The organism is Candidatus Manganitrophus noduliformans (assembly GCF_012184425.1).
Taxonomy (GTDB): domain Bacteria; phylum Nitrospirota; class Nitrospiria; order SBBL01; family Manganitrophaceae; genus Manganitrophus; species Manganitrophus noduliformans.
Genome location: NZ_VTOW01000004.1, coordinates 183,139 through 205,449, shown reverse-complemented (window position 1 = coordinate 205,449; position 22,311 = coordinate 183,139). Strand labels below are relative to the sequence as shown.

Genomic DNA, 22,311 nt, shown 5'->3' with positions numbered 1-22,311 from the left:
TCACGATCAATGATCATCGTGCTTGTTGCGATACCCCCCACAGGCTGACCATCACCGGTCAATAGCTTGGTTCTCATCACGTCTGCTCCTTTCCGGGAGGAAGATGCCACCCCGGGCATCGACCGCACTCCCCGCATTGAAGACAATTTCCAGCGGCATCATACTCCGCCTTCACCGGGGTCATGCCATACTTCAAAAAAGCCCTTTTGACCGCTTCCTCATAGGCCGCTCGAGAGGGATAGGTCTGCGTCAGCGAAGAGAGGATCGTTTGTTCATTCGGGTTCAAGAAGTCTGCTCCTTCAAAGGTTCTCTTCTTTCAGGGGGCCACGACCCGATCACCTTCAGGTTTGTCCTCTTTGATCGCTTCTTCTCCATCTCAGCCTTCTTCTTTCAGATCTTCCAGGAGGGCGGCCGCTGAGTTGTGCCAGACGCGAAGCATCTCGATCAGATCGCAAAGCTCTCCGTTGACCAGGTTCGGGGTTCCGAACAGATCGTCTGCGTGGTCGGCGGCAGCCCGGCTCTTCTCAATGGCCCGGTCCGCCAGATCAAGCGCCTCGGTTAAGGCCCGGAGCATGTCGTCGCGCGGGCCGATCTCCAACTCCACTTCTTCGTCCATGTTTTTTCTCCTCAGATGACGATCTCTTCCTCAGAGATCTCCTTCGGCAGGCAGAGGGTCATCTGGATCTTCTCCTCATTTCCCAGGCAGAGCGGTTTGAAGTCGCAGCCGCCCATAAACCCGCAGGAGGCGCTCTTCCTGGGGAACCTTCCTCTCTCGACATCGGCCGCAACGATCCGAAGCTTCTCCAGATATTCCGCAACCTCCCCCTCGCTTCGGGTCGAAAAGTGCCATCCGATCTTCGGTTCCTTGAGTTTCAGCAGGACACAGAAGGCGACCCGCTCTACGGGAAGGCCGCTGGCCGAAAGAAGCCACCAGTAGGCGGTGAGCTGCTCATTGAGCGCGACCTCCTCCGTGTCATAGGGAGAAGCGGCGGTCTTGAAGTCGACCAGGGTGAGAAGGCCATCGACCTTGCAGTAGAGGTCGGGATAGCCGATGACGGTCAGGCCCTCCAGGTCGGCTGTCAGTCTTCGCTGGACATTCTCCGGAGCCACCTCCGAAAACCGGGAGGCTTCTTCTGCGAGAAAGCGTTCGAGCAGCCTCTTTCCGATCTCAAGGAAGCCCTCCCAAGTATTCCGTTTTCCCCACGCCACGGGAGAGTCTTTGAGTTTTTCCCAAACTCCCTCAAAGGCCGACGCCGGATCTTCCCCGGCCCTGAAGAAGGCCTGGAGCGCCTGATCGACCGCATCGCCGAAGAGAAGCGCAGGCTTCTTGGTCTTCGGCCTCCAGCCGTCGATATAGTAGTAGCGGTAGGATCGGGGGCAGAAGTCATACCGGTTCACCCGGCTGTGAGAGAGGGTCATGGACGGTTCCCCTTTTAAAATCTTCCCTGCGACGGTTGGAGGACGATCCGGGGATGGATGAAGCAGGGCCGGCCGTATCGGCGGCGCGGCTGTCCAATCAACCGAATTTCGGCCCCCCGTTCCAGATACCGCCGGTGAAGGTCGGTCGGATGAAAGATCCGGACTTCGACGATCCCTTCCTCGGTTCGGACGCGGGTCAGAAGCCCCTTTGTCTCAACGACCCAGATCACCTCCCCTTCAACCACGACTTCCCGGTCTTCATCGGCTGGGTCGGGGGAGAACGCGGGGATCATCCTCTTTTTGCGCCCCCTCATTGTCGACCTCTTCATGGCACCCCTCTCCTTCCTTCAATCTTTCATCGGTTCCACCCAGAGGAATCCGATTCGTTTTTCGCTTCTCTTCCTGCCGGGCAATCTCCTCCCGAAGCCGTTCAGCCAGCCACATGCCGTCCCGCGACTGGGCCAACAACGACAGAAGCCTTCCTTCCGATTCGCCCGAGGCCGCAGAGCGGGCCTCTGCGTAAAGCGCGGTCAGAAGAGAGACCGCCTCCCGCTCCGAAAGATGGCCCTTCGCCAGCAGGTAGCCCCACCGGAGGATCGGAAGAAAACTCTGCGCCCCCTCCTTCAGGATGCCCGCAAGATGAACCACCTGACAGGCAAGGTAATCCCTTCCCTCCGCTGCAAGGAGGGAGACAATCTCCTTCAAATGTTCTTCTTCATTCAACGACCTGTTCGAGTTCACTGCGCGCTCCTTCTTCACGAGGTGGCGGCTTTCTGCCTGAGACCGGGGCGATGGAAGATCACGGCCTCCTCCGCCTTCCGGTACGCAGGGGACATCCTCCAGGCCCCTCCCTTTTGCGAAAGGATCTCCCTCATAAAAGAGGAGAGGGAAAGATGCATCTCCCGCCCCTGGATATTCCGGCGGGTAGACCAGGAAAGAAATAACCGCTCTTTCGCCCGGGTCACCGCGACGTAGAAGAGCCGCCGCTCCTCCTCCGGGTTGTCCCGGCAGCGGGCGTGCGGGAGAACCCCCTCCTCCAGGCCGATCACGAACACCCCCCTGAATTCCAAACCTTTGGCGGCATGGACCGTCATCAGATGGACCTGATCGGGACGGCCTTCCCCCGCCTGACCGGCAGAGGAAAGACCCGCTTCCAAGAGGAATTCCGAAAGGAGTGATCCGATGTCGGAAGGATCTCCCTCTGGATCCTGCTCGAACCGCTTTGCGATGGCCTGAAGCTGGATCAGGCGGCCCATCCGGCGCTCCGCATCAGGACAGGTTTTGCTCAGATATCCCTCATACCCGGTCCGGTCGAGAAGCGCCTCGATCTGGCCGCTGACCGAACGGGTTTCGCTCCGGAGCGATTCGATCAGTTCCAGGAACGGACGGAGTTTGGGGGAGGCGGCCTCCTCCAGAATCCTGGGAAGAGACGCGCCAGCATCCCTCAGCCGTACTTCGATCTGCTGGAGCGTCCTCTTCCCCAGACCCCGGGGCGGGACGTTGGCGATCCGCTTGAAGCTGAGATAGTCGAGCGGATTGTGGATGAACCGGAGATACGCCATGATGTCCTTGACCTCCCGCCGCTCCCAGAAGGCGAGGCCGTCGACCAGGAGATAGGGGATCAGCTTCCGGGCAAGCTCCTTCTCCAGAGGGCGGAAGAGAGAGGCGACCCGGCAGAGTATAGCGATCTCTCCGAAAGGGATCCCTCCGGATTTCAGCTCCTCAATCTTCTCGCCGATCCAAGCCGCCTCTTCCTCCTCCGAGGGGAAGCCGACCGCCTCCACCGGCAGACCGGAAGGATTCCGGGTGTGGATCGATTTCGGCTGGCGCCGGCGGTTTCCGGCGATCACCTGCCCAGCCACCTCGATGATCTTTCCGCCGGAGCGGTAGTTCTCCTCCATCCGGATGACCCGGGCCCCCGGATAGCGGGACTCGAAGGTCAGGATCCCGGTCACATCGGCATGGCGGAAGGTGTAGATCGCCTGGTCGTCATCCCCCACGGCGCAGAGATTGTAAGAGGGAGCCGCAAGAAGATTGAGCAGCCTCTCCTGAAGGGGACAGGTGTCCTGGTACTCGTCCACCAGGAGATAACGGCAGCGGCGGCGGAGATGACTCAAGACCTCCGGACGCCGCTCAAGGAGCAGGAGCGCCTTCAGCAGCAGGTCGTTGAAGTCGAGGGCGTCGTAGCGGGAGAGCTTCTCCTCGTAGCGTGAGTAGACCTCCCGCAGCAGCGTCAGATCGCGGCTCTCGCGGTCGTACTCACCCCAGACCGACGCGGGATTGTCCCCCGGCAGGACTCCGAGATTTTTGAGACGGCCGATGTCGGCCCGAAACACCTCCCAGGTCCCTTCCGCCCCCCGCTCCTTCGCCGCCTCCCGGATCACCCGGGCGGCGTCCTCCTCATCGTAGATCGAGAAGCGGGCGCTTCTTTCGATCAGGGCGTGGTGGACCCGCAGCAGCCGGGCGCCGAGCGCGTGAAAGGTGGCGACGGTCAGACCGGTGGGCGGGCCCCCCAGCAGCTTTCCGATCCGCTCACGCATCTCCCCCGCCGCCTTGTTGGTGAAGGTGAGACAGAGAATCTGCGAAGGAGAAACGTCGCGCTCTTTGACCAGACAGGCCGCCCGGTGGGCGATCGCCCTCGTTTTCCCCGAACCGGCCACCGCCAGAACCAGCAGCGGCCCCTCGCCATGGAGCGCCACTTCCCGCTGGGGGGCATTCAGGCCGGAGAGGATCTCCGATATGGCCGTCCCCTCCTCGGAGGGGGCTCCGGAAAAAATCTTCGCTTCGTTCTTCATCGCTTCTCCTTGAACGAGGTCACCGTACTTCCGAGCGTTCGTCCCCGGGGCGGGATCATCCCCCGGTCGGCAAAGCTGACATGCTCCCGCTCCCCGATGACGATGTGGTCGAGAACATCGATCCCCAGGAGTTCCCCCGCCGAGACAAGTCGGCGGGTCAGCTCCCGATCCTCACAACTCGGCTCAGGGTCGCCCGAGGGGTGATTGTGTCCCAATATCAGCGCCGCATTCGCCAGGACTGCCGGCTTGAATACTTCTCTGGGATGCACCAAAGCCATGGTCAGCGTCCCCACCGAAACCAGATTGAGCCCGTTGATCCGGTGTTTTTGATCGAGGAGGAGGACCACGAAGTATTCTCGGTCGGCGCCGGCCAGGTAGGATCGGAGAATCCCCGCCGCATCGGATGAATTTCTGACCGGACCCGGATGGCCTGGGAAGCGTCCCTCCCGGATCATCTGAATCCGGACCACGGAAATACCTCTTTTTTCGTGGACAAGGGGAGGGCCGCACGATTCCTCCGATCCGGGACGGTCTGCCCCTCTCTCAGAGATACCGCCGGCCCCTTTCTCCTGACAGACCGCTGGGGGCAGTTCGCTGGGGTCTTCTTCAAGGGCGGACCGCAGCATCCCGTTGACCAGCCGGGTCATCGGGATCTTCTTCTCCTTCGCCAGCCGGTAGAGGGTGGGGATCAGTTCCTCATCGATCCTGGGGCTGTACATGCGAATCTCCTGGTCAAGACAGACTGGATTCAAGCAAGACGAATCTCAGGGGTCACAGGGGCCGTCGGCCCCTGCCCGTAAAAGAAATCAAATTCGTTTTTCGGTCTTATGGGATGTTCGAGGGTGTATAAGAAAAGCTGCCACGAATCGTGATGGACGGGAACGATTGAAGAGGCGAGCAGACAAGCTCATCAACATGAAAACCCAACCTCTTCCGATGAGAAGTTGGGCCTTCTGCTCTTTCTGTTACAAGATGTCAGCGGGCTCAATCTTTTTGCTGAACGGACCTTCCGCTATGACGGCTATCGACTTTTCCCTGGGCGGTATCAGATTCGCGATCTTCGTAAAATTGAACAGGGTGAGCCTCCTCGTTTCTGGCCGGAAGTCTCCTTCTCCCGGGTTTTCTGAATCGCTCAGTAGCGTTTCATGATTGCTTCGACGGATCTGAGCGGAAAGACTTCAATCGCGGGATCGCCGTCTCCCTCGCCGTCGGCGGTGATCAGAATCCTCGGCTCGCCGGTGGCAGAATCGACGGTAAAGTAGGTGTCTGCCACACACTCCCCTTTCTCATCGAAGAAGCCGACCCGAAGTTCCCGGTAGGCGTCTCCATCTCCGGCCGGCTCGGCAACAGCCTTATACCGGGTTGGTTCTTCGGCGTAAACGATCGGATCCACAGTGATCTTCTGATCATTTTTTTTCATCATCTCCTCACGGTTCTGAACTGGATGAGGCGTGATACCCCTTCGCCATTCGATCTGACTTTGGGCTCGCCGGCATCCTCATTTGGTGGATCGAGATGCGTTCCGCTTGTCGGCCCTTCACACCGGAATCCTGGTCGATCTTATGGGAACAAACGAAAGCAATTGAATATTTCGGATTTCTTGGCCTTGCATGCTTCCATTCTGGTTAAATAGGCGATCTCGCTTCCTTTCACGGAGGTCCAATCATCGTTTTCCTCACCTTCCTCCTTTTGCCGTACTCGTATCCATGGAATGGTTCCGGCAAAGATTCAAGGATGAGCGACCCCGATATCGATCTTTTCATTTTTGGATCACGGCGTTCCTTATTTGAGGAAATTGAACAAAACATTGCAATTGCTTTCTTCTTGGTTCTGATTGTCGAAAGGCAGAATTTTCCCGCAGCCCCTACATTGAAGCTCACGATCGCCGCCATCCTCTTCATGGCTGACCTCGACGAATCCCTCGCCATCCCATGAATAGGTGGTGGTCATCGCCACGTTCCATTGGAGTTCATCGATGACGTCCGCAGGCTTGTGACAACGCGGGCAGAAGATCGGGCTTTGTTCCATGTGATCTCCTTCGCCTTGAAAATTGATCCGCCGACAGAGATCGTCGATCTCCTTCGTGTTCAGCGGTTCATCCGATTCGAAGTGATGAGGGAAGTCCTCTTTGGGTATAAGACCCCCCTCCTGTAAATCCTGCTGCCAACTTCTTAGCGCCGCCAAGACCGTGGCGGTTTCCCGTTTTGTAAGTTTCATATCTCACTCCTCTGGCCATTCCTCTCCGCTTCCCACGCCTCTTCGATCGGCCGGATGACGTCGGCGACCTGGGAGCGGGTGTAACCGTGATTGTCATTGAGGCAGGTGATGAGGGCGAAAAGCCCCTCTTTTTCATCGCCGCACACCGGGCATGGATACTTCTCTTCTTGCTTCTCCAGGAGGATTGGAAACCGCTCCTCCAGATCCCGCATGATCGCCTCTTCATCCAATGAAACCGAACCGGTGGAATAATCATGCATTTCCAGATAGGCTCCTCCTGCGGCGCACGAGAGGATTTCGACCTCCTGGTCGGTCACAGCGATGGCTAAGAACCTGTGTTTGGTCTGATTCCCTTTGGCGTTTCGGACGGCTTCGTGAAGCTTCATTCTATTTTGTTCTTCTGTCATGAGACTCCTTTCTCGGAACAAGAGATTTCCGGCGGACGGGCATGGCGCCCATTTTATTCCGGGTCTGTCCGGTTACTTTCGTTCGAGGGCTTCCACCCGAATCTCCCCCCGGTTCGCCTCGACCACAAACCGGCCGCCGTCGAGCGCTTCGGCATACTCCTCGAGGGCACTCTGAATCAGCGCGGCCGGATCCCTTTTAATGATTGCCAGATTCGCCCTGAAGTTCTCCATCGCCGCATCAAAACCGGATTCATCGAAATCCTCTCCCTGGGTCTGGAAATAGAAGGCCTGGTCGATCGGGTAGTGATAATGCAGCGGTCGGTCGATGATCCAGAAGGCGCCGTCGAGGAAAGCGTCTTCCGTGATCTCTTTCGTCCCGTATCCTTCCAGGGTCAGGAAGAACCGCCTGCAGATCACGACCCGCTTCCCCCACCAGGACCCTTCGGCGACAAGATCCTGTTCCTCTACGGAGACGGAGAGCTTCCGCCGATAGAACTCCTCCAGATCCTCTCCGGCCGAGCTCTTGGCAAACCAGTGCTCCGGATCGTTCCAGGCGTCGAGGATCGGAATGCCGAAGGCATAGGCCGCGAATAGGTGATCGAGCGTCTCTTCATCGGCATGGAGCCCCACCCCCTCCCGGATAAACCGGAGGCCGTTTTCAGAGGCGGGAATCTTGGAGGCCGGAAGCGAGCCGAGGAGATCATCGAGCCCCTCGCCGTCATAGTGCGGCAGATGAGCCGGGGAGACGATCCGGCCCCACCGGCGCTCAGGAATGGGGAGGTCCCGGACGACCTCGAAGCATCCCCACTCCAGGAGACATTCGAAATACTTCTCCACTTCTCCCTGCGCGACGATCTGATCTGCTGCCGCCTGAAGGATTCTCTTCTGAAGCGCCGCAATCCGCTCCCGCGCCTCCCCGTCGTCGTACAGGGCGTCGCGGTCCGGCACCCGGACGCGCCACCGTTCTCCCTGCAGATGGACATAGGCCCGGATCCCGCGCCGGTCAAAACCCGGCCAGGAGCGCCTGAAATCGCCCCCCTTCGAGAGAACCTGCCCCTGCAGAAAGGTGATCCCCGTTTCATACCGCAGATCCGGATCCAACTGGACCAGGGCGGTAGCCTCCGGCAGTTCAAACCGAAGCCCCTTCCAGACATCCAGGGCATAGGGGCGCGGGAGGGGAACCCCGTTCAGGCAAACCGGCGTCGGAAAGCCGGAGACGATCTCTTCCAGATGCTTTTCAAACGAATCGGGAAGCGGTTTCTTGAGATGCAGGGTGATAACCGTTCCAGGGCGGATCTCGCAGGGGGCCGGTTCAACCGCGTCGCCGGCCAGGACCCGTTTTGTGTTCAAGAGCAAGCGCTGCCCTTGGGACCGGATCTCGACGGTGACGGCTGCATAGAGGGCGGCGTAAAATCCCAGGCCGAAAGGGTTTTCCCTCTCGATGACTTCTTGCCGCCATCCAGAGCGACCCATCGTCAGCAGGGCCTGAAAATCGGCGACCCCGCTGCCGTTGTCGGCGATCCGGAGGTAATTCGGATCGGACCGGTCGGTGAAGAGGTCGATCCGGGCGGCCCCCGCCCTCCGGCCGTTCTGAAGCAGCTCCCGGATCCAGATCGTCTCCCCGGAGAAGACCTCCCCGAAGTTCTTCAAGAGAGAGGCGAGGTCCGCCTCGACCCGGACTGCCTTTGGAAAAGGCCCTGAACCTGTCTGAGACATAACACTCCTCCTTTTTTATACAAAACGAAACGAAGTATTACCCCTGCCCCGTCGAGGCGTCTCTCTTTTCCCCAAAAACACAAAGGCCCAACCATCCGTTGTGGGAAGGTCGGGTCTTTGCACCAATAGGGCGGTATTCCTGCTTGTCAAAAGGAGGGAAGAGCGATCGCCCTGGAGCCGAGCTTTTATAGATACTCGATCCAGTTTATTGCTTTGAGTCTGCTATGCTCTGCGATTCCGGTAAAATCTTGATCGATATGAATGAGAGGAATTTCATTTTTAATAGCAACGGCTGCGATGAGACTGTCCGCAGCCGAGGGGGTGAGACCTTTTTTCCTCAAATGGGCCGCTAATTCCCAGGCTATCGTCCAGCAGGCGTCTTCGGCCTGAAGGAGCGGAAGCGGCTCCAGAAAGGTGTTTAAGCTTTTCTGTTCTTCCCCAGACCGGATTCCGGTCATCAGCTCCAAAACGATCCAGTGAGTGATGGCCGCATTCCCCGCCAAGATGAGAGGACGCAGTTTTTCCTGGATCGTTTTATTCCCACGGGGTCGTAATGCGTGGATCCATAACGAGGTATCGATAAGATACATCAAAACATTCGTTTTCGACGTTGTTTACGGATCGAATCAACGGTGAGGTCCAGATCGATCTTCCCCAACAGGCGGGCGGAGTTCTCCAATGCCTTGTGGTGAAGGACCTCCTCGAAACTCTTCTTGATGGTCTCCTTCAGAGTCTCCGTTCCCAAGACTTCCTTGACGTTCTGATAAAGCTTTTTATCGATTTCGACCGACGTTTTCATCTTCCATGGCCCTCACTCATGGATATCTAATACCATATAATTAGATATCCTGTCAATGTGTTTAATATATATCTGAGCAGAGACCATGAGTTGAACCCCCTCCAGGATTCGCAGTCGAACCGAACGTCACCCGATCGAACCGATTCGTTCTTGCCGTCGGGTCAATCCTCTCGCCCCTACCGGCGCTCCCCAGAAATGGGGATAGGGTGTCGAGCAGCTTCGAACCGCTCAGAACGGAATATCGTCCGAATCGGCGGCGCCCCCGGTTTTCTCTTGGTCCACGGGCTTTCCGTTGGCCTTCCCCAGATAGATGATCTTCTGCGCGGCCACGTAGAGCCTCCGGCGGGTCTCTCCGCCTTCTCCCTTCCACTCGGAGGAGCGAAGCTCCCCGTCGACCAGGACCGCCCTTCCCTTTGCGAGGTGCTCTCCCGCCTGCTCGGCCGCTTTTCCGAAGGAGCGGACGGGGACAAAGGTCACCGCCTCTTCCAGCTTCCCTTCCTCTCCCTTCCGGTACTTCCGGTTGATCGCCACGGAGAAGCTCGCCACCGCAGCACCCGTGGGGGTGTAGCGGATCTCCGGGTCCTGTGTCAGTCGCCCATGCAGAATAATCTTGCAGTAATCCATCTCTCATTCCTCCCTAGCCCTGTTGGGCCTTATGTTGTCCACCGACTTAAAATGGGCGCCCCGCTCCCTTTTGATCATCCCACGCCCACAACATCCCCGATCCCCTCAAAGTCGGGCACGCTGATATTGAGCCCGGCCAGCAGGTCGATGAACCAGAGTTTCTCCACCCGCCTCAGATCGATCTGGTCCGGGTGCTTCCGGACGAACCGGCGGAGCGCCTCGTCCGTAAAGAACCGGTAGTCCCCCTGGGGCCGGTTCACCCCTCTGCCGCGCGATTTCAGCCACCCCTGCTCGATCCAGTATCCGACCTTGTGGTGATCGACCCCGAAACCCTCGCAGACCATCCGAAGGGTGTAGCCGTCATCGGTCTTTCGCAGGCCCAACCGTCTCTTCTTCATCAGAATGGCGGTGGCGGAGCGATGAAGCTTCTTCGAGATCCAGAAGACCGACTTTTTGGAGTAGTTCGCTTCCAGAAAGGCAACCTCCTCCGAAGACCAGGGAAGCTCTTTGACGCGCGAGACCCCCAACATCCCCGCCCGTCTCCGCACCGCCCACCGGGGGACATTGAAAATCCGCGCCAGATCGGTAATGGTCTCCGTCCGGCTGTCATACCGCTTTCGGATCAGTTCGTCCTGCTCGGCCATCCAGAAGAATTTCTTTCGGCTCATGGCGCTCTCCTGGTAGAGGTTCTGCTTTTCGCTCATCGGGACGCACAGGACCCATTCCCGTCGGCCGGGGTCAGCAGGCGGCCATCAATCCAGTCTGTCTGCCCGTCTTCCCAGCAGACCTCAAATTCGTTCCCAACGCCATTTTCCAGGACCGACAGCCTGGCGGCGATGACCGTTCCCATGCGGCCTGATCCATCCCGGACAACACTCCTAGCCCGGAAAGCAGGCGTTCTCAGACAGCGGTGAATCGCAAGCAACTCTCCTGCAATGTCCATCTTCTCCTCCTGATATCGGGTTCCAGGGGCCTACTGCCCCTGGTCAAAACATTCTCTCAGGTCGTTTTTCGCCTCTCTCCTTCCGGCGGGCGCTAATAGACCTCCCGCTCCGGAAGGTCGTAATGGGGATCGGTCGCGATCCGGATCTCCCGCTCCAACTCCTCCCTGGCCTGCCGGTAGAGATTCTGCCAGAGGGTCCGGCGGACGGGATTTGGGACACCGACGCATTCCTCCCGGATCTTCTCCTGAAAGGTGACGACCTCTCTGCCCCCGCCTGAATGCTCGGTGATCCCGAACCGGAACGCGATATGATCGTCGTCCGAGTCATCGACGATCACGGCCCGGGCCTCACCACCCCCGGAATCCGGAGAGAAGGCCCTGTCGTAGACGATCTTTCCGGATACAGACCTTTGAGTCGCCTTCCCATTCGGGGTGAGAACAAACACCTTCAACCCTTTTCTCTTGGCGATCTCGATCATCTGTCCTGTCCCGGGGCTACGGCCGTCCCATACGGAAATCAACGCCTCTGCGCGATCGGCCATCTCCTCATTTCGAACATACCCAGCCCGTTTTCCGTAGCGCTCCCAGTCCGCAGGGAAATGCCTGACCGGAACGCCGTTGCGCCGCGCCCATTCCTCCCCAAGACAATCGACACCCCGCGCGCCTCCGGAGAGAACCTCGGTGATCCTGAAGCCGCTCTCGCGGACCGCTTGCTCGACAAGAAGGGAATCGTTGATCGTTCTCGATCCTGCGATGATCGTCCTCATGGTCTCCTCCCTCCGACGCCGTTCTCCTCCTTCTGGATGCGGAACCGGATTCCCTGCTCTTTCAGGACGGCCTTGGAGAGCGTGTCGGCTTCGGCATTCTCCTCCCTCGGAATCCAGAGAAAGGTGATGTCCGAAAACTGCCGGGCCAGTTCCTTCGCCTTCAGGTAGTAGGGGAGATAGCGTCCTCCCTTGATCCGCCACTCCCCGGTCATCTGACGGACCGACAGCATGCTGTCTCCATGCAAGACCACCGGGAAATGGGTCAGCCCTTTTTCGATCAGATACTCCAGCGCGGCGATCATCCCGCCGTACTCGGCGACGTTGTTCGACATTGCAGGGCCACTTCCAATGTAGCGGGATTCCTGCCAGAGGACCTGGCCGCCCCGCTTGATCACGATCCCACAGGCGGCATTGCCACCCGGATTGACCGGCTCGCAGCATCCGTCGTACCAGACTTCGATGCAATCGGAAGATCGACTCGGGGCAATTTCAGAAAGGGCAGATTTGATAGTAGCCGGAGGTCTCCTCTCCCTTCGTCGAAGACAAACCGTCTGATCCATTTGATTCCTCTGCTCCATCTTCGCACCTCCTTGTTTTCGCCCCTTCTCTTCAGGGGCTCCACAAAGCCGAGGCCCCGGAAACGGGAGGAATCATTTTTCTCATCACACAGCGGATCGCACATCGAAGAGCCCAACCGGAAAACCCGCCCGGCCGGGAGGACTCCTCTCCGGGAGGGGTGGAGGGGCCAGGGGCTCGCTCCACCCCACAGGGGACCGGATTCATTTTTCGGTTTTAAGGACGGAGCGTCGTAACATCTCTCGCCTTTCCTTTATCAGAAAAGGGGGACGGCGCGTCGGGAGAGGGCTTTTAAAAATGCCGCCCACTCAAAACGACGTTACGACGGAGGCCAACCCGGAGGAGGCGAAAGACCGGACGGAAAGAGGAAAATTCTGTCGCAATCCCGGAAGCACAGGTGTGCCACTTCTGTGTACAGTTCAAGCGGATGCAGTCAAGGCGGAAGTAGCTCGATCAACCGGCGATAGGCTGGGCGTCGAGCAGGAAAAACCAGATCCGCCGGAAAGGAAAGAACCGAAGATGGATCGACACGGAGGAAAATCGGCAAACAGGAAAGATGATCTCAAGGGAGAGGGGAAGCCGCCGGACTGTGGCAAACGCGTGGCACGAGGGGGGATGTCCTCTGAAGATGAGATTGGCATTATTAGTTCAAGGGGGAACATGGCTCAAAAGGCTGGCACCAGGGGTGTCGAATCGGTCGCGGAAAATCATACAGAAATGGGGATGGGGAAACCTGATCTGAAGGCACTCTTTGACCTAGCGCGCCGATGCGGACTGGCAGGCCGGCGCGTCTACATCCCGAAGTACAAATTCAACGATTCACCCGACGATCGATTAGAAACGCTGATAGGCCGATGTAAACCGCCCCTCCTTCGGGAAATCGAGCATGTCTACGAAAGAGATCACATCACCTTCTATTTCGAGCATTCCCCCCGGGCGCTCTTCTCGTCGCGGTTTGGAAAAAACAAGACCGCGGCAAGGTTCGGCCTGAAAATCCGGACGGCGGCCAGAACATCCTCCGCCGCCTGGAGGGCCTGGCGGGATTGGTTCGGACACAGAGAGCGGCGAATCTTAGAGCAACTTCGCGATCTGGCAGACGAAAACGGAGGAGAACACGAGAAGTTCTCCGCCACCTACCTGGAGATCCGAGGCCAGATCCGATCCGGACAGGAGGTGGATATGGAGCACCACGCCGGTTATCACAACGTCTCGCGAGAGATCATCCTCCAGGTCGTCGATCTGGCCAAGGCTTCCATCGAAAGCTGTCCGTGGCGCCTGTCACCCAACGACGGGTGACAGAACCCTTTTCATCAACCCGTTGTCACCCGAACAGGGGGGACAAAACAAAAAGGAGGTTCATCTCATGCACTATCTCGGACTGGATGTCGGCTTCGGATATACCAAGGCGATGGATGATAAAAAAGCCATCGTCTTCCCTTCGGTGGTCAGTCCGCCGGTGGAGATCAGTTTCAAGCCCTCCTGGCAGAACGAATCCGATCGACTCCATCATCTGGCGGTCACGCTGGAGGAGAAAACTTATTTCGTCGGACACCTCGCTTTAAATCAAGGCCGGTTCGCCCATGCCACCCTGGACCGGGTCCGAACAGAGACGCCGGAGTTCAAACTCCTCTTTCTTGCGGCCATCTCCCTCTTCGTGGAATCTCCTGAAGAGGCTTTCTCGGTCATCACCGGGCTGCCGGTGGATGATTTCGAGGACCGGAAGGTCATCGAGAAAACCCTGCGCGGCCGGTTTGATCTTTCGGTAGCAGGAGAAGACGTTTCCTTTGTGATCAAAAACCTCACCGTCATCCCGCAACCCTGCGGGGCCTTCATGGATCTGCTCTACGCCCCGGAAGGCCTGAATGAGGAGTACATGGAGGGTCCGGTCGGCATCATCGATATCGGTTACAAAACGACCGACTTTGTTCTGATGCGCTCCGGGGAGTACGCGCACAAGCTCTCCGGGAGCATCAAACAGGGGATGAGCGCCATCTACCAGGCGGCCGTCTCCAAATTCTCTGCGACCTATCGCGGCAACTGGGACCTCAAATCGACCGAGGAGGCCCTCTCTGAAGGGATACTCTGCCGGTTCGGGGAGCGGACGGCGATCAATCCCTCTCTTCTTGAATCCGATCTTGCGGGTCTGGCCGATCAGATCATCTCCTGGATCCGCCAGCGATGGGAGGGGGAGAAGCTGAACCGGATGATCTGCACCGGGGGAGGAAGCTCCCACCTGAAACCCTATCTGATCCGGACCTTCCCAAGGATGATCTTTATGGACGATCCCCAGCAGGCCAATGTCCGGGGATTCTACAAGGGGGCCCGGTACTATGATGAGGCATGAGCGGAAAACTTCCTTCAAGCTTTATCTGAATCCGGGTTATGAAGAAGACCGGGCCATTCACGCCTGGCTTCTGGCGATCCCGAATAGGAAACGATCGGGGAAGATTCGGGAAGCGCTCCTGAGCGTACTCAAAGATAACCCGCCGCCGGATCACTTCCTCATCTCTTTTCAGTTCCGTCTCAATCCGAAGAGGGAGACCGACCGGCAAATTCTCCTCTGGCTGTCCGGGGTTCCGAAGCGGATGCGCTCACAGAGGATGAAAGGTCTCCTCCTGAAGGTCATTCAGCCAATACCCTCTCCCAGGAAATCCAATCCTCCCCAACCGGGGATCGGTCAGGCCGCCAGACGGGTGATCGGCTCCATCTTTAAGCCTGATCTGGAGTGAGGTGTCGATGCCGTTGGTGTTCATCTTCGCCGGCTTTCTTCTTTCGACGCCAGCCCGTAGCGCTGCGCAGGATCCTTTCACCGATGCCAGCCGGGTCACCGGAATTCCCGTGCAACTGCTGGTTGCCATCTCCAGGGTGGAGAGTTCTCATCATCCCTGGGCGCTGAACCTCAACGGAGAGGCGGTCTACCCTTCAAGCCGGGAGGAGGCGGAAGAAATTTTAAAAGCGGCCCCCGACAATGTGGATATCGGCCTCATGCAAATCAACTACCGGATCTGGGGAAGAAGGTTAGGATTGACCAAAGTCCAATTGCTGGATGATCATATCAATATCTGGGCCGGCGCGGCGATTCTCCGTTTTTACTTTTCTCAATATCCCTTCTGGGAAGCGGTGGGCCGATACCATTCTGGTGACAGAAGCCGCCGGATTTGGTATGCTTGGCGAGTTTATCGGGCGCTCTTTACGGCTGGCAATCCGCATTGAGCCGAACGCCTTAACCACCATGCGGTCAACAGGAGGCAGCGATGGGGGAGGATCAAGATCGGCAGCTACAATATCGAGAACCTGATCGAACGGTTTCATGAAAAGTACAAGTCGAGCCGGATGAAGATCCCCTATGGAACCCCTCCCAGCGACTTCCTCGACATCACCAAAGACAGGCGGTTCAAGAACATCAAGCTCAGCCAGGAAAAACTGGACAGGCTCTCAGAAGTCATCAGGAAGAACAATGCGGATGTCCTGGCCTTACAGGAAGTGGATGACCTCGACACCCTCCGGTCCTTCAACCGTTCTTGCCTCAAATATCGCTACCCCTACGCACTTCTGATCGAAGGGAACGACCCCCGCTGGATCGACATCGGGCTGCTCAGCAAACTTCCAATCGGCAATGTCCGGACCCATCAGTACCTCAAGTTCAGGCCGCAAGGGCAGAGGGAACGGTACATCTTCTCCCGGGATCTCCTGGAGGTCGACATTCACAGCCATCAGAGGGAGAAACTTTTCACGCTCTTCGTAAATCACCTCAAGTCCAAACGGGAGGTGGGAAAAAAGGGGTCAAGCGATGCCTTGAGAAAACGGCAGGCCGAGGCGGTACGGGACCGGGTCAAAGAGCGGTTTAAAGATAGCGAGGGCGCTTATATTATCCTGGGGGATATGAATGATACGCCGGGGTCTGATCCCCTTCAACCGCTCTTTGAACTCCCGGTGACCAGCGCCTTTGAGAAACTTCAGCCACAGGATCGCTGGACTCATTACTACAAGGGCGGCAAGGAACACAATCAGCTCGACCACATTCTCCTCTCACGTTCTCTGGCTGGGCAGGCCCGCAACCCCTTCATTGACCGGAGCGGGATGCTCTCCACCACCCCTGGTCTCAAACTCGATGAGCAGAACTCCAAAATCAGAAAGAAGGGGGAGCATGCCTCTGACCACGCGGCGGTATTCGTAGAACTTGAGATCTGATTGATATAGGTCGGGGAGACTCCCTCGTTGATAAAAGCCCTTTTATGAACCTCTGAACTGTGGCATTCTTTCCAAAAAGAAAGAGAGACGTTCGATGTCCAGAATCACCCATCCTCACATCGCAAGTAATCCAGGTATCTGTGATTGTAACGGATTATTTGATTCCTGATGCGTTTTGTTGTACCCTTACTCTTAATGACGACGGATGAGCATCTTGCTGGACAGACTCTCACGCGAATGGAGAAGTGCGGACCGCCTCACGGCATCACAGATTGGCTCACGCTATATTTCCTGTTATGATGATATCGCAATTCTTTGATGCCACAAGGCGGTGACCAACGAGGAAAAATCTTATGGTAATTTTTATTTTAGTTTCTCTGGGTGTCGTAATCGTCTTGCTTATCGCGTATATCGGCAGGAAACTGGGCGGCAGGACAATGGCAGGGAAAGAGGAAATGCACCTGTGGGAGGACGATGAAATGTCCGCTTGGAAGAAAGTGGAACGTGATTTAGACAATGACCGACATGTTATTGGTTCTAAGAGGTACTCTCTATTCCGGCGCCGCTAGATCAGATCGACATCATCAGCGCTCTTCTTCTTTTCCCACATGATCCATCTTTTCTATCGTCCGGTACACACTCTCTAAGTTCTTGTACATCTCCTCCCGCTGTTGATCGATCATTTCCAGTGTTTTTTCCGGATGCTGTTGCGCCCGATCCAGAATTTCCTTGCTGGGTCCCCCGCCGTAGAAATTCGGGTGAGGGACATTGGCTCCTTCCGGAAAGAGCTCTCTGCGGCCCTGGGAGAGCTGGCTTCCCACTCCCTCCATCCACTGAAGGTTCAGCTTTTCCTTGACAAAATCCGGTATCACCGCTTCGCCTGCGACCCGATTAAGGTTGACTCCTTGGTCCTGAAATTTCTCTACGCGCTCTTTCAGGGCTTCCCCTCCCTGGCTGATCTTCCCCTGCTTTTCAGAAATGCCAGCTTTTCCAGACTCGACTTCGGCTCCGGCCTTTCCGCGAGTATCTTCCACCTTCTGCTCGACCCCCTCCCTCTTCGAGCTGACGTTGCTTTTTCCACCCTCAATTTGATCGCGTGTCACTGTCTGACGATCTTCCACCCAGGACCGGATTTGACCCTGCTCGCGAGAGGTCATATCTTTATCGCCCTTGATCCGTGCGTCCACGCCTCTTTCCAGAGAAGATCCCTTTCCAAAAAGCTCCGCCCGTTCGGGACCGGCAAGGTGCTTTCTGTCAAGATCGGTTTTGTATTCCCGGATCCAGTCTGCCACTGTTTTCCCTGCAATGTGGGTGTCGTCCACACGGCCTTCTCTCGCGGCATCGATCACCTTCCGCACCACAAAGCTTTCCTGCTCCCCGCCCTGTTTGCCGATGTAGTTGATGAACCCCGGTATCTGGTCCTGGCTCAGGACAATGGACCTTCCTTCGGCCTGGCTGATCTCGTGCGCAAGGGAGTTCAGACTGGCCACCCCTTCCCGGAAGCCCTGCAGGCTCTGGCTCTCCCTGGCGCTGCCGGCCGTCGTGCTTTCCCGGCCTCCCGTGGAAGTCGATTGTACATGCCGGGCCTGCTCGGACTGCCTGGCCTGCTCATGGAGCGACCAGGCCTCCTCAGATTCTTGTGCGGTGAAGGAATTGAGGGCCTCGTCAAAAGCGTGTTGCCTCTTTGCCTGAATACCGGATGATTCCTCACCGCGTTTTTGACCTCCTAATGTTCCTTCCACCTTTCCTTTGATTCCGGCCCCTCCAATCCCGGGTGCGTGAAGTCCCAACGAACCATCAAATCCGAGTTCCCCGCTGATCGCTTTCGTGAAAAGGGCTTCCTCGGCGATCTCTCTTGCCGTATCCGCCGAGACGCCGTACTTCTCCGCAATCTGATTTGCCACCCGGTCTGCAGCCCGGTTGGTTCTCTGCCACTGGGCCGATTGTCCGGACTCGATGCTCTCTCCGTAACCCTGCTCCGTCCCGGACGAGGCCTGCTGCTCCGACTGCCGGGCCAGGGTCTGGCGAAACTGCGCCGCTTCGGAGCCGAACATCTCCTGAACCTGCTGCTTCGAATCGTTGTAGGCTGTCTTGCGAAGCTGTGTATCGGTATCGTCCACTTTGAGATTCAGCGCGCCCCCCACGTTGCTGAGGGTCGCCCGGACCGCCCCTTCCTCGGTCCAGGGGGTGATGTTTGTATACGCGGCCGGCCCGTATCCTCCCTCCATCCACCCGCCGTGCCGCTCCTCTCTCCATCCTGCCGTCCTCTCCACTGCGGTGTTCTCCTTGTTCGCCGTCATGCTGCTCAGATGGACATTCCCCATGCTGATATTCCCCATCCCGCTGGTGGATGCGGCCTGGCCGGCCGCCGACTGCGAGACCCCTGCCGCGGATGCGATGGCCGAGGCGACACCGTTGAAAGAAAAGTTGGCGATCCACCAGGCAATGGTCACGGCGGCGGCCGACATCCCCCAGGCGAGCGCCAGCTTCCCCGCCAGCGCGGAGTCGATTTGATAGAGGGTCATGATCGTGACCTGATCGGTGGACAGCAGCGCCTCCCGGGTCCAGAGGGCCACCTGAAAATTGATAATGGAAAGAATCGGGCCCCAGAGCTGGAGCCAGAGGAAGCCGACGCCGAACATCTTCAGGACGGCGGGGAAGAGTGGGGTGAACGCAAGGAGAAGGATGACGACGAAGAGGCCGTGAATGAAGATCTCCGCGAGGTTTCTCATGGCCGGAAGATATTCCCGCGCCATCTGCCCCGCCGTGAACCAGGCGTTCGTCTGCTGGTATTCCGCCTGAGAGAGGATCATGCCGAGGAGCTCCGTCGAGGAGCCGGTCAGTTTGGCCTGAAGCTCCAGGGCCTCATCGTAGGCATGGATCATCGCCGACTGAAAGAGGATCTCCTGAGGGGTGGCGGCGAGGTTCATCAGGCTTTCATAGGAGAGGGGAAGGACCGACCCGACGGTCTCCGGAGGGACCCCGGCCGATCCAGCTACGTTCCGGGCAAACCGCTCCCACCAGGCGGGATAGATCGTACCGAGCCCCAGCCGGAGGCGCCGATATCCTTCTGTGCAGGTCACCACATCGGGATGGCCCGTGATCTCCGTACCGTCCTCATCGATCAGCGTTTCGGTGAACCGGCTCGGATGAACCACCTCGAAGTCGGCCAGGAGATTCGGGCTTTTCAGAATCGCGCTGGCGGGCCGGGTTCCGTCCAGGACGTCGTAGAAGACGCAGTTCCGGATATACTGCGGCGCGCTGGCAGAGACATAGGGCTCTGCAATCCGCTCGTGGAGGGTCGATTGGATGAGACTGATCGCCGTCCCGTTCCCTGAAGAACGCGATCCGATCTCAGGCGGGAGGGAGTAGGCCTGCTCCATCAGACGGGTCAGGGCATCCCCCACCCAGGAAGAGTAGGAACTGATGACCGCGAGCGAGGCCGGGACCCTGGTGATGACCTGATTGCCGGCCGGTTTGATGTGATCCACAATCGCCACGTCGGCCTTGGGGGTAAACAGCATCAGATAGGCCAGGGCCCACGCCATGAAATAGTGAGGCGTGATCCGCTGCGAAATCGCTGTGTAGCCGACGGCAAATAGAATCCCCGCGACGCTGACGATCCGGATCAGCGTGACATAGGCGCTGGAGCCAAAGATCATCTTGATGCCGTTCAATATGAAGAAGAGCCCCTCTCCTCCTCCGTAGGTATGGATCTCATAGACCATTTTCTATCTCCCCTTCTTTCCGAAGTCGTACGCCTTGGCCAGATCGTGCCTCTTCAGGCTGCTGGTGATCGCCCGTTCCAGGCGCTCCAGCGTCTCGATCTCCGTGACGATCGACTCGGCCACGAAACGGGTCCGGGCCATCCGGCCCCGGACCTCCCTCTGCGCCTCCTCGATCATGTGAAACAGCTCCTTTTGAACCGCTTCATCGATCCTCGCCTTGGAGAGCGCCCGGCGGGCCTCCCGGGCGGTGGTGTCGATCCACTCCTGGACCATCAGCAGGGCGAGCGGCTCGGCCCATTTGTGAAGGTATGCCTCCGCCACGGCCGGCGTCAGGGTGGAGAGGGCGTTGACCATCCGGTAGAGCGGGAAGGGGGCGGTGGTGACGAAGTCGATGTCGGACGGGCTCAAATCCCCCCTGGCCTGAACACTAGAAAGGATCGCCGTCAGCCGGTCCCGGACCAGGACGATCAGGCCTGTTACATTTCCTTCGCTCACCACATTCATGTTCAGGCAGGCGGCGTCGCAGCTGTACCGGCTGACGGCCCCGCCGTCCAACAGCATGTCGACGCTGATCAGCGGCGGCCAGGTCGTCACCCCGCTGCTCTGCGTCACCACGATCGTCCCGACGGCAGACAAAATCAACTCCTGCGATGTCCAGTCGAGTCCGACGAGGTTGAAGAGGGCGTCCCAGAGATAGTTGCGCTCGATCCTTCCCACAGCCTGATCCTCGGCGTCCCCCACCGACGCCCCCGCGGCGGGATCGGCGACACACTCCTGCCGGGCGGCATTAAAATCGGCGCTCGCCCCGGAGGCGGTACGTGCCCCGGTGCAGCGGCTCACCTGGGAAGAGCCGATCTTCTCGACCAGCCCGAGGGTGCCGTCGACCAGGGCTCTGGCCGCCTGACAGGATGAAAAGTTCGTGCTGTTGATCGCCTGGCTGTATTTCTCCAGGTCCTGCATCACCCCGTAGATCTGAGGAGAGATCGACTGCAGGGCGATCCCGAAGGCATACCCCAGCGAGGCGCTTCCGATCGCCTGAAGCTTGTCGATCAACTGCTGGGCGTTGATGTAGCTGAACGCCCCCAGGTAGATATCGATCCCCTCGCAACCCGCCCTGAGTTTGGGAAGGCTGAGGGAGGCGAGGTTCAGACTCCGCTGCGGAAAGCGCATGGAGAGCCCCCCGCCGGAGAGATACCCCCGGGTCTGACCCTCGTAGACCCCCGGTACTGTGGTGGCGCTCATCGCGCCGAGGGAATCGGCCAGTTCGTTCAACTGCCGCTGGAGATCAGCATGGGCAGGTCTGCTCTGGAGCACGATCCAGAACAGGACGATCAGAAACAGAATCTTTGTCTTGATCTTCATCTCTCTTCCTCAACATGTCCGGCCAGCCGGTCGAGCCGCTCCCCCAGTTCTTCCATGGATAGGAGGCCGGTCCCCACACGGAGGACCTCCCCGGTCTGCGGTCTGACCAGAAAGATGGCAGGGGCCGCACTCACGCCGAGCCTCTCCGCCGCGCCCCGGTCGACCTTTGCGGAACCGAAGAGAGGATCTTCCGCCCCGTCCAGGCTGATCGGCACGACAGAAAATCCGTAAGAGCGGGCGAAGCCGGCCAGGAGGGGGGACTGGATCTCACACAGCGGACAGTCTCCGGCGAAGAAATAAAAAATACCGGAGGAGCGGGCGAGGTTCAGAAGTTTCGCATCCCTTTTCTTCGCCTTCTCGGCCCGGGCGACGGAGAGTCCCGCCGTGACGACCGGATTTTCCACCGTCGGATCGAGATCCGGATGCTCCCACAGCACCCGCTGCCAGGTATGGGCAAACGCTTCGGCCCTCTGCATGACCAGACGCTGGTACTGTATATAGGCCAAGAGATGCGCTTCTGTGGGCTCTTCGACCGCGCGTGACAGCAGTTTCTCCGCCTGCTTCCGCATCTCGTTCAGGGTAGGGGGAAGCTGTCTGGAAGGCGCTTCCCTCTTTCGCACCCGTTTCTCCTCCTTTTTCATTTCCAGATACCAGAACCACCCCTCCCGGTTTTTGTCGAAAAAGCGATTCTCGTCCCAAGGGTCCGGTTCCGCTTCGGGGGCCTCTTTCATCCCGAGAAGCCCATCTTGGGAGGACCCCGGCGAAAG

Annotated in this window: 25 protein-coding genes; 5 read left to right on the top strand and 20 right to left on the bottom strand. The window is 58.3% G+C overall.

Features of this window, described 5'->3' with window-relative positions:
* Positions 1-76 precede the first annotated feature (76 nt).
* From MNODULE_RS19315 to MNODULE_RS19235, 17 genes are all read right to left on the bottom strand, one after another.
* On the bottom strand, positions 77-286 hold the full coding sequence (locus tag MNODULE_RS19315) for a hypothetical protein (RefSeq protein WP_168062810.1): 210 nt from the start codon (positions 284-286) through the stop codon (positions 77-79).
* A gap of 90 nt (positions 287-376) precedes the next feature.
* Positions 377-616 carry a hypothetical protein gene (locus MNODULE_RS19310; RefSeq protein ID WP_168062809.1) on the bottom strand — a complete coding sequence of 80 codons (240 nt, stop codon included), beginning with the start codon at positions 614-616 and terminating at the stop codon, positions 377-379.
* Positions 617-627: 11 nt separating this feature from the next.
* On the bottom strand, positions 628-1,419 hold the full coding sequence (locus MNODULE_RS19305) for a RecB family exonuclease (protein ID WP_168062808.1): 792 nt from the start codon (positions 1,417-1,419) through the stop codon (positions 628-630).
* A 14-nt stretch (positions 1,420-1,433) separates the two neighbouring features.
* Entirely contained in the window at positions 1,434-1,712 is a 279-nt protein-coding gene (locus tag MNODULE_RS19300; protein ID WP_168062807.1) for an OB-fold nucleic acid binding domain-containing protein, read from the bottom strand.
* Positions 1,678-2,160 (bottom strand): hypothetical protein, encoded by a 483-nt coding sequence (locus MNODULE_RS19295; RefSeq protein WP_168062806.1) that lies wholly within the window; start codon positions 2,158-2,160, stop codon positions 1,678-1,680. Before MNODULE_RS19295 ends, MNODULE_RS19300 begins: the two co-directional genes overlap by 35 nt.
* Before the next feature lie 14 nt (positions 2,161-2,174).
* Positions 2,175-4,214, bottom strand: coding sequence for an ATP-dependent helicase (locus MNODULE_RS19290; RefSeq protein ID WP_168062805.1), 2,040 nt, complete (start codon positions 4,212-4,214; stop codon positions 2,175-2,177).
* Positions 4,211-4,933, bottom strand: a complete 723-nt coding sequence (locus tag MNODULE_RS24485; protein ID WP_202882273.1) for a JAB domain-containing protein — start codon at positions 4,931-4,933, stop codon at positions 4,211-4,213. Before MNODULE_RS24485 ends, MNODULE_RS19290 begins: the two co-directional genes overlap by 4 nt.
* Positions 4,934-5,346: 413 nt before the next feature.
* Entirely contained in the window at positions 5,347-5,637 is a 291-nt protein-coding gene (locus MNODULE_RS19280) for a hypothetical protein (protein WP_168062804.1), read from the bottom strand.
* Between the two features lie 359 nt (positions 5,638-5,996).
* Entirely contained in the window at positions 5,997-6,431 is a 435-nt protein-coding gene (locus MNODULE_RS19275) for a hypothetical protein (RefSeq protein WP_168062803.1), read from the bottom strand.
* Positions 6,428-6,838: a hypothetical protein gene (locus MNODULE_RS19270; protein ID WP_168062802.1), complete on the bottom strand. Its 411-nt coding sequence runs from the start codon at positions 6,836-6,838 to the stop codon at positions 6,428-6,430. The genes MNODULE_RS19275 and MNODULE_RS19270 overlap by 4 nt, the downstream gene beginning before the upstream one ends.
* A 72-nt stretch (positions 6,839-6,910) precedes the next feature.
* Positions 6,911-8,554: an ATP-binding protein gene (locus tag MNODULE_RS19265; protein WP_168062801.1), complete on the bottom strand. Its 1,644-nt coding sequence runs from the start codon at positions 8,552-8,554 to the stop codon at positions 6,911-6,913.
* Positions 8,555-8,739: 185 nt separating this feature from the next.
* Positions 8,740-9,144 carry a type II toxin-antitoxin system VapC family toxin gene (vapC, locus tag MNODULE_RS19260; protein WP_168062800.1) on the bottom strand — a complete coding sequence of 135 codons (405 nt, stop codon included), beginning with the start codon at positions 9,142-9,144 and terminating at the stop codon, positions 8,740-8,742.
* The gene (locus MNODULE_RS19255) at positions 9,144-9,353 is read right to left on the bottom strand and encodes a hypothetical protein (protein WP_168062799.1); all 210 of its coding nucleotides are present in this window, start codon (positions 9,351-9,353) and stop codon (positions 9,144-9,146) included. Before MNODULE_RS19255 ends, vapC begins: the two co-directional genes overlap by 1 nt.
* Positions 9,354-9,581: 228 nt before the next feature.
* Positions 9,582-9,977 (bottom strand): single-stranded DNA-binding protein, encoded by a 396-nt coding sequence (locus MNODULE_RS19250; RefSeq protein WP_168062798.1) that lies wholly within the window; start codon positions 9,975-9,977, stop codon positions 9,582-9,584.
* A gap of 74 nt (positions 9,978-10,051) precedes the next feature.
* Complete coding sequence (locus tag MNODULE_RS19245) at positions 10,052-10,645, bottom strand: MerR family transcriptional regulator (protein WP_168062797.1); 594 nt, start codon at positions 10,643-10,645, stop codon at positions 10,052-10,054.
* A 367-nt stretch (positions 10,646-11,012) separates the two neighbouring features.
* Positions 11,013-11,687: a DUF2493 domain-containing protein gene (locus MNODULE_RS19240; protein WP_168062796.1), complete on the bottom strand. Its 675-nt coding sequence runs from the start codon at positions 11,685-11,687 to the stop codon at positions 11,013-11,015.
* Positions 11,684-12,265 carry a ribonuclease HI family protein gene (locus MNODULE_RS19235; RefSeq protein WP_168062795.1) on the bottom strand — a complete coding sequence of 194 codons (582 nt, stop codon included), beginning with the start codon at positions 12,263-12,265 and terminating at the stop codon, positions 11,684-11,686. Before MNODULE_RS19235 ends, MNODULE_RS19240 begins: the two co-directional genes overlap by 4 nt.
* A 658-nt stretch (positions 12,266-12,923) precedes the next feature.
* Between MNODULE_RS19235 and MNODULE_RS19230 the strand changes: the two genes are divergently transcribed.
* The 5 genes from MNODULE_RS19230 to MNODULE_RS19210 all read left to right on the top strand — a co-directional run bounded on the left by MNODULE_RS19230 (position 12,924) and on the right by MNODULE_RS19210 (position 16,454).
* On the top strand, positions 12,924-13,559 hold the full coding sequence (locus MNODULE_RS19230; protein WP_168062794.1) for a hypothetical protein: 636 nt from the start codon (positions 12,924-12,926) through the stop codon (positions 13,557-13,559).
* 67 nt (positions 13,560-13,626) lie between these two features.
* Positions 13,627-14,607, top strand: coding sequence for a ParM/StbA family protein (locus tag MNODULE_RS19225; RefSeq protein ID WP_168062793.1), 981 nt, complete (start codon positions 13,627-13,629; stop codon positions 14,605-14,607).
* Positions 14,594-14,992, top strand: a complete 399-nt coding sequence (locus MNODULE_RS19220; RefSeq protein WP_168062792.1) for a hypothetical protein — start codon at positions 14,594-14,596, stop codon at positions 14,990-14,992. The genes MNODULE_RS19225 and MNODULE_RS19220 overlap by 14 nt, the downstream gene beginning before the upstream one ends.
* Before the next feature lie 7 nt (positions 14,993-14,999).
* Complete coding sequence (locus tag MNODULE_RS19215; protein ID WP_168062791.1) at positions 15,000-15,476, top strand: lytic transglycosylase domain-containing protein; 477 nt, start codon at positions 15,000-15,002, stop codon at positions 15,474-15,476.
* A 51-nt stretch (positions 15,477-15,527) separates the two neighbouring features.
* Positions 15,528-16,454 (top strand): endonuclease/exonuclease/phosphatase family protein, encoded by a 927-nt coding sequence (locus MNODULE_RS19210; RefSeq protein ID WP_320412500.1) that lies wholly within the window; start codon positions 15,528-15,530, stop codon positions 16,452-16,454.
* 584 nt (positions 16,455-17,038) lie between these two features.
* Here MNODULE_RS19210 and MNODULE_RS19205 read toward each other — a convergent pair.
* From MNODULE_RS19205 to MNODULE_RS19195, 3 genes are read right to left on the bottom strand one after another with little or no spacing between them, the layout of a single operon-like run.
* A complete protein-coding gene (locus MNODULE_RS19205; RefSeq protein WP_168062789.1) occupies positions 17,039-20,182 on the bottom strand; it encodes a conjugal transfer protein TraG N-terminal domain-containing protein in 3,144 nt (1,047 codons plus the stop codon).
* A gap of 3 nt (positions 20,183-20,185) precedes the next feature.
* Positions 20,186-21,544, bottom strand: a complete 1,359-nt coding sequence (locus MNODULE_RS19200) for a conjugal transfer protein TraH (RefSeq protein ID WP_168062788.1) — start codon at positions 21,542-21,544, stop codon at positions 20,186-20,188.
* Positions 21,541-22,275, bottom strand: coding sequence for a conjugal transfer protein TraF (locus MNODULE_RS19195; RefSeq protein WP_168062787.1), 735 nt, complete (start codon positions 22,273-22,275; stop codon positions 21,541-21,543). Before MNODULE_RS19195 ends, MNODULE_RS19200 begins: the two co-directional genes overlap by 4 nt.
* Between the last annotated feature and the right edge of the window lie 36 nt (positions 22,276-22,311).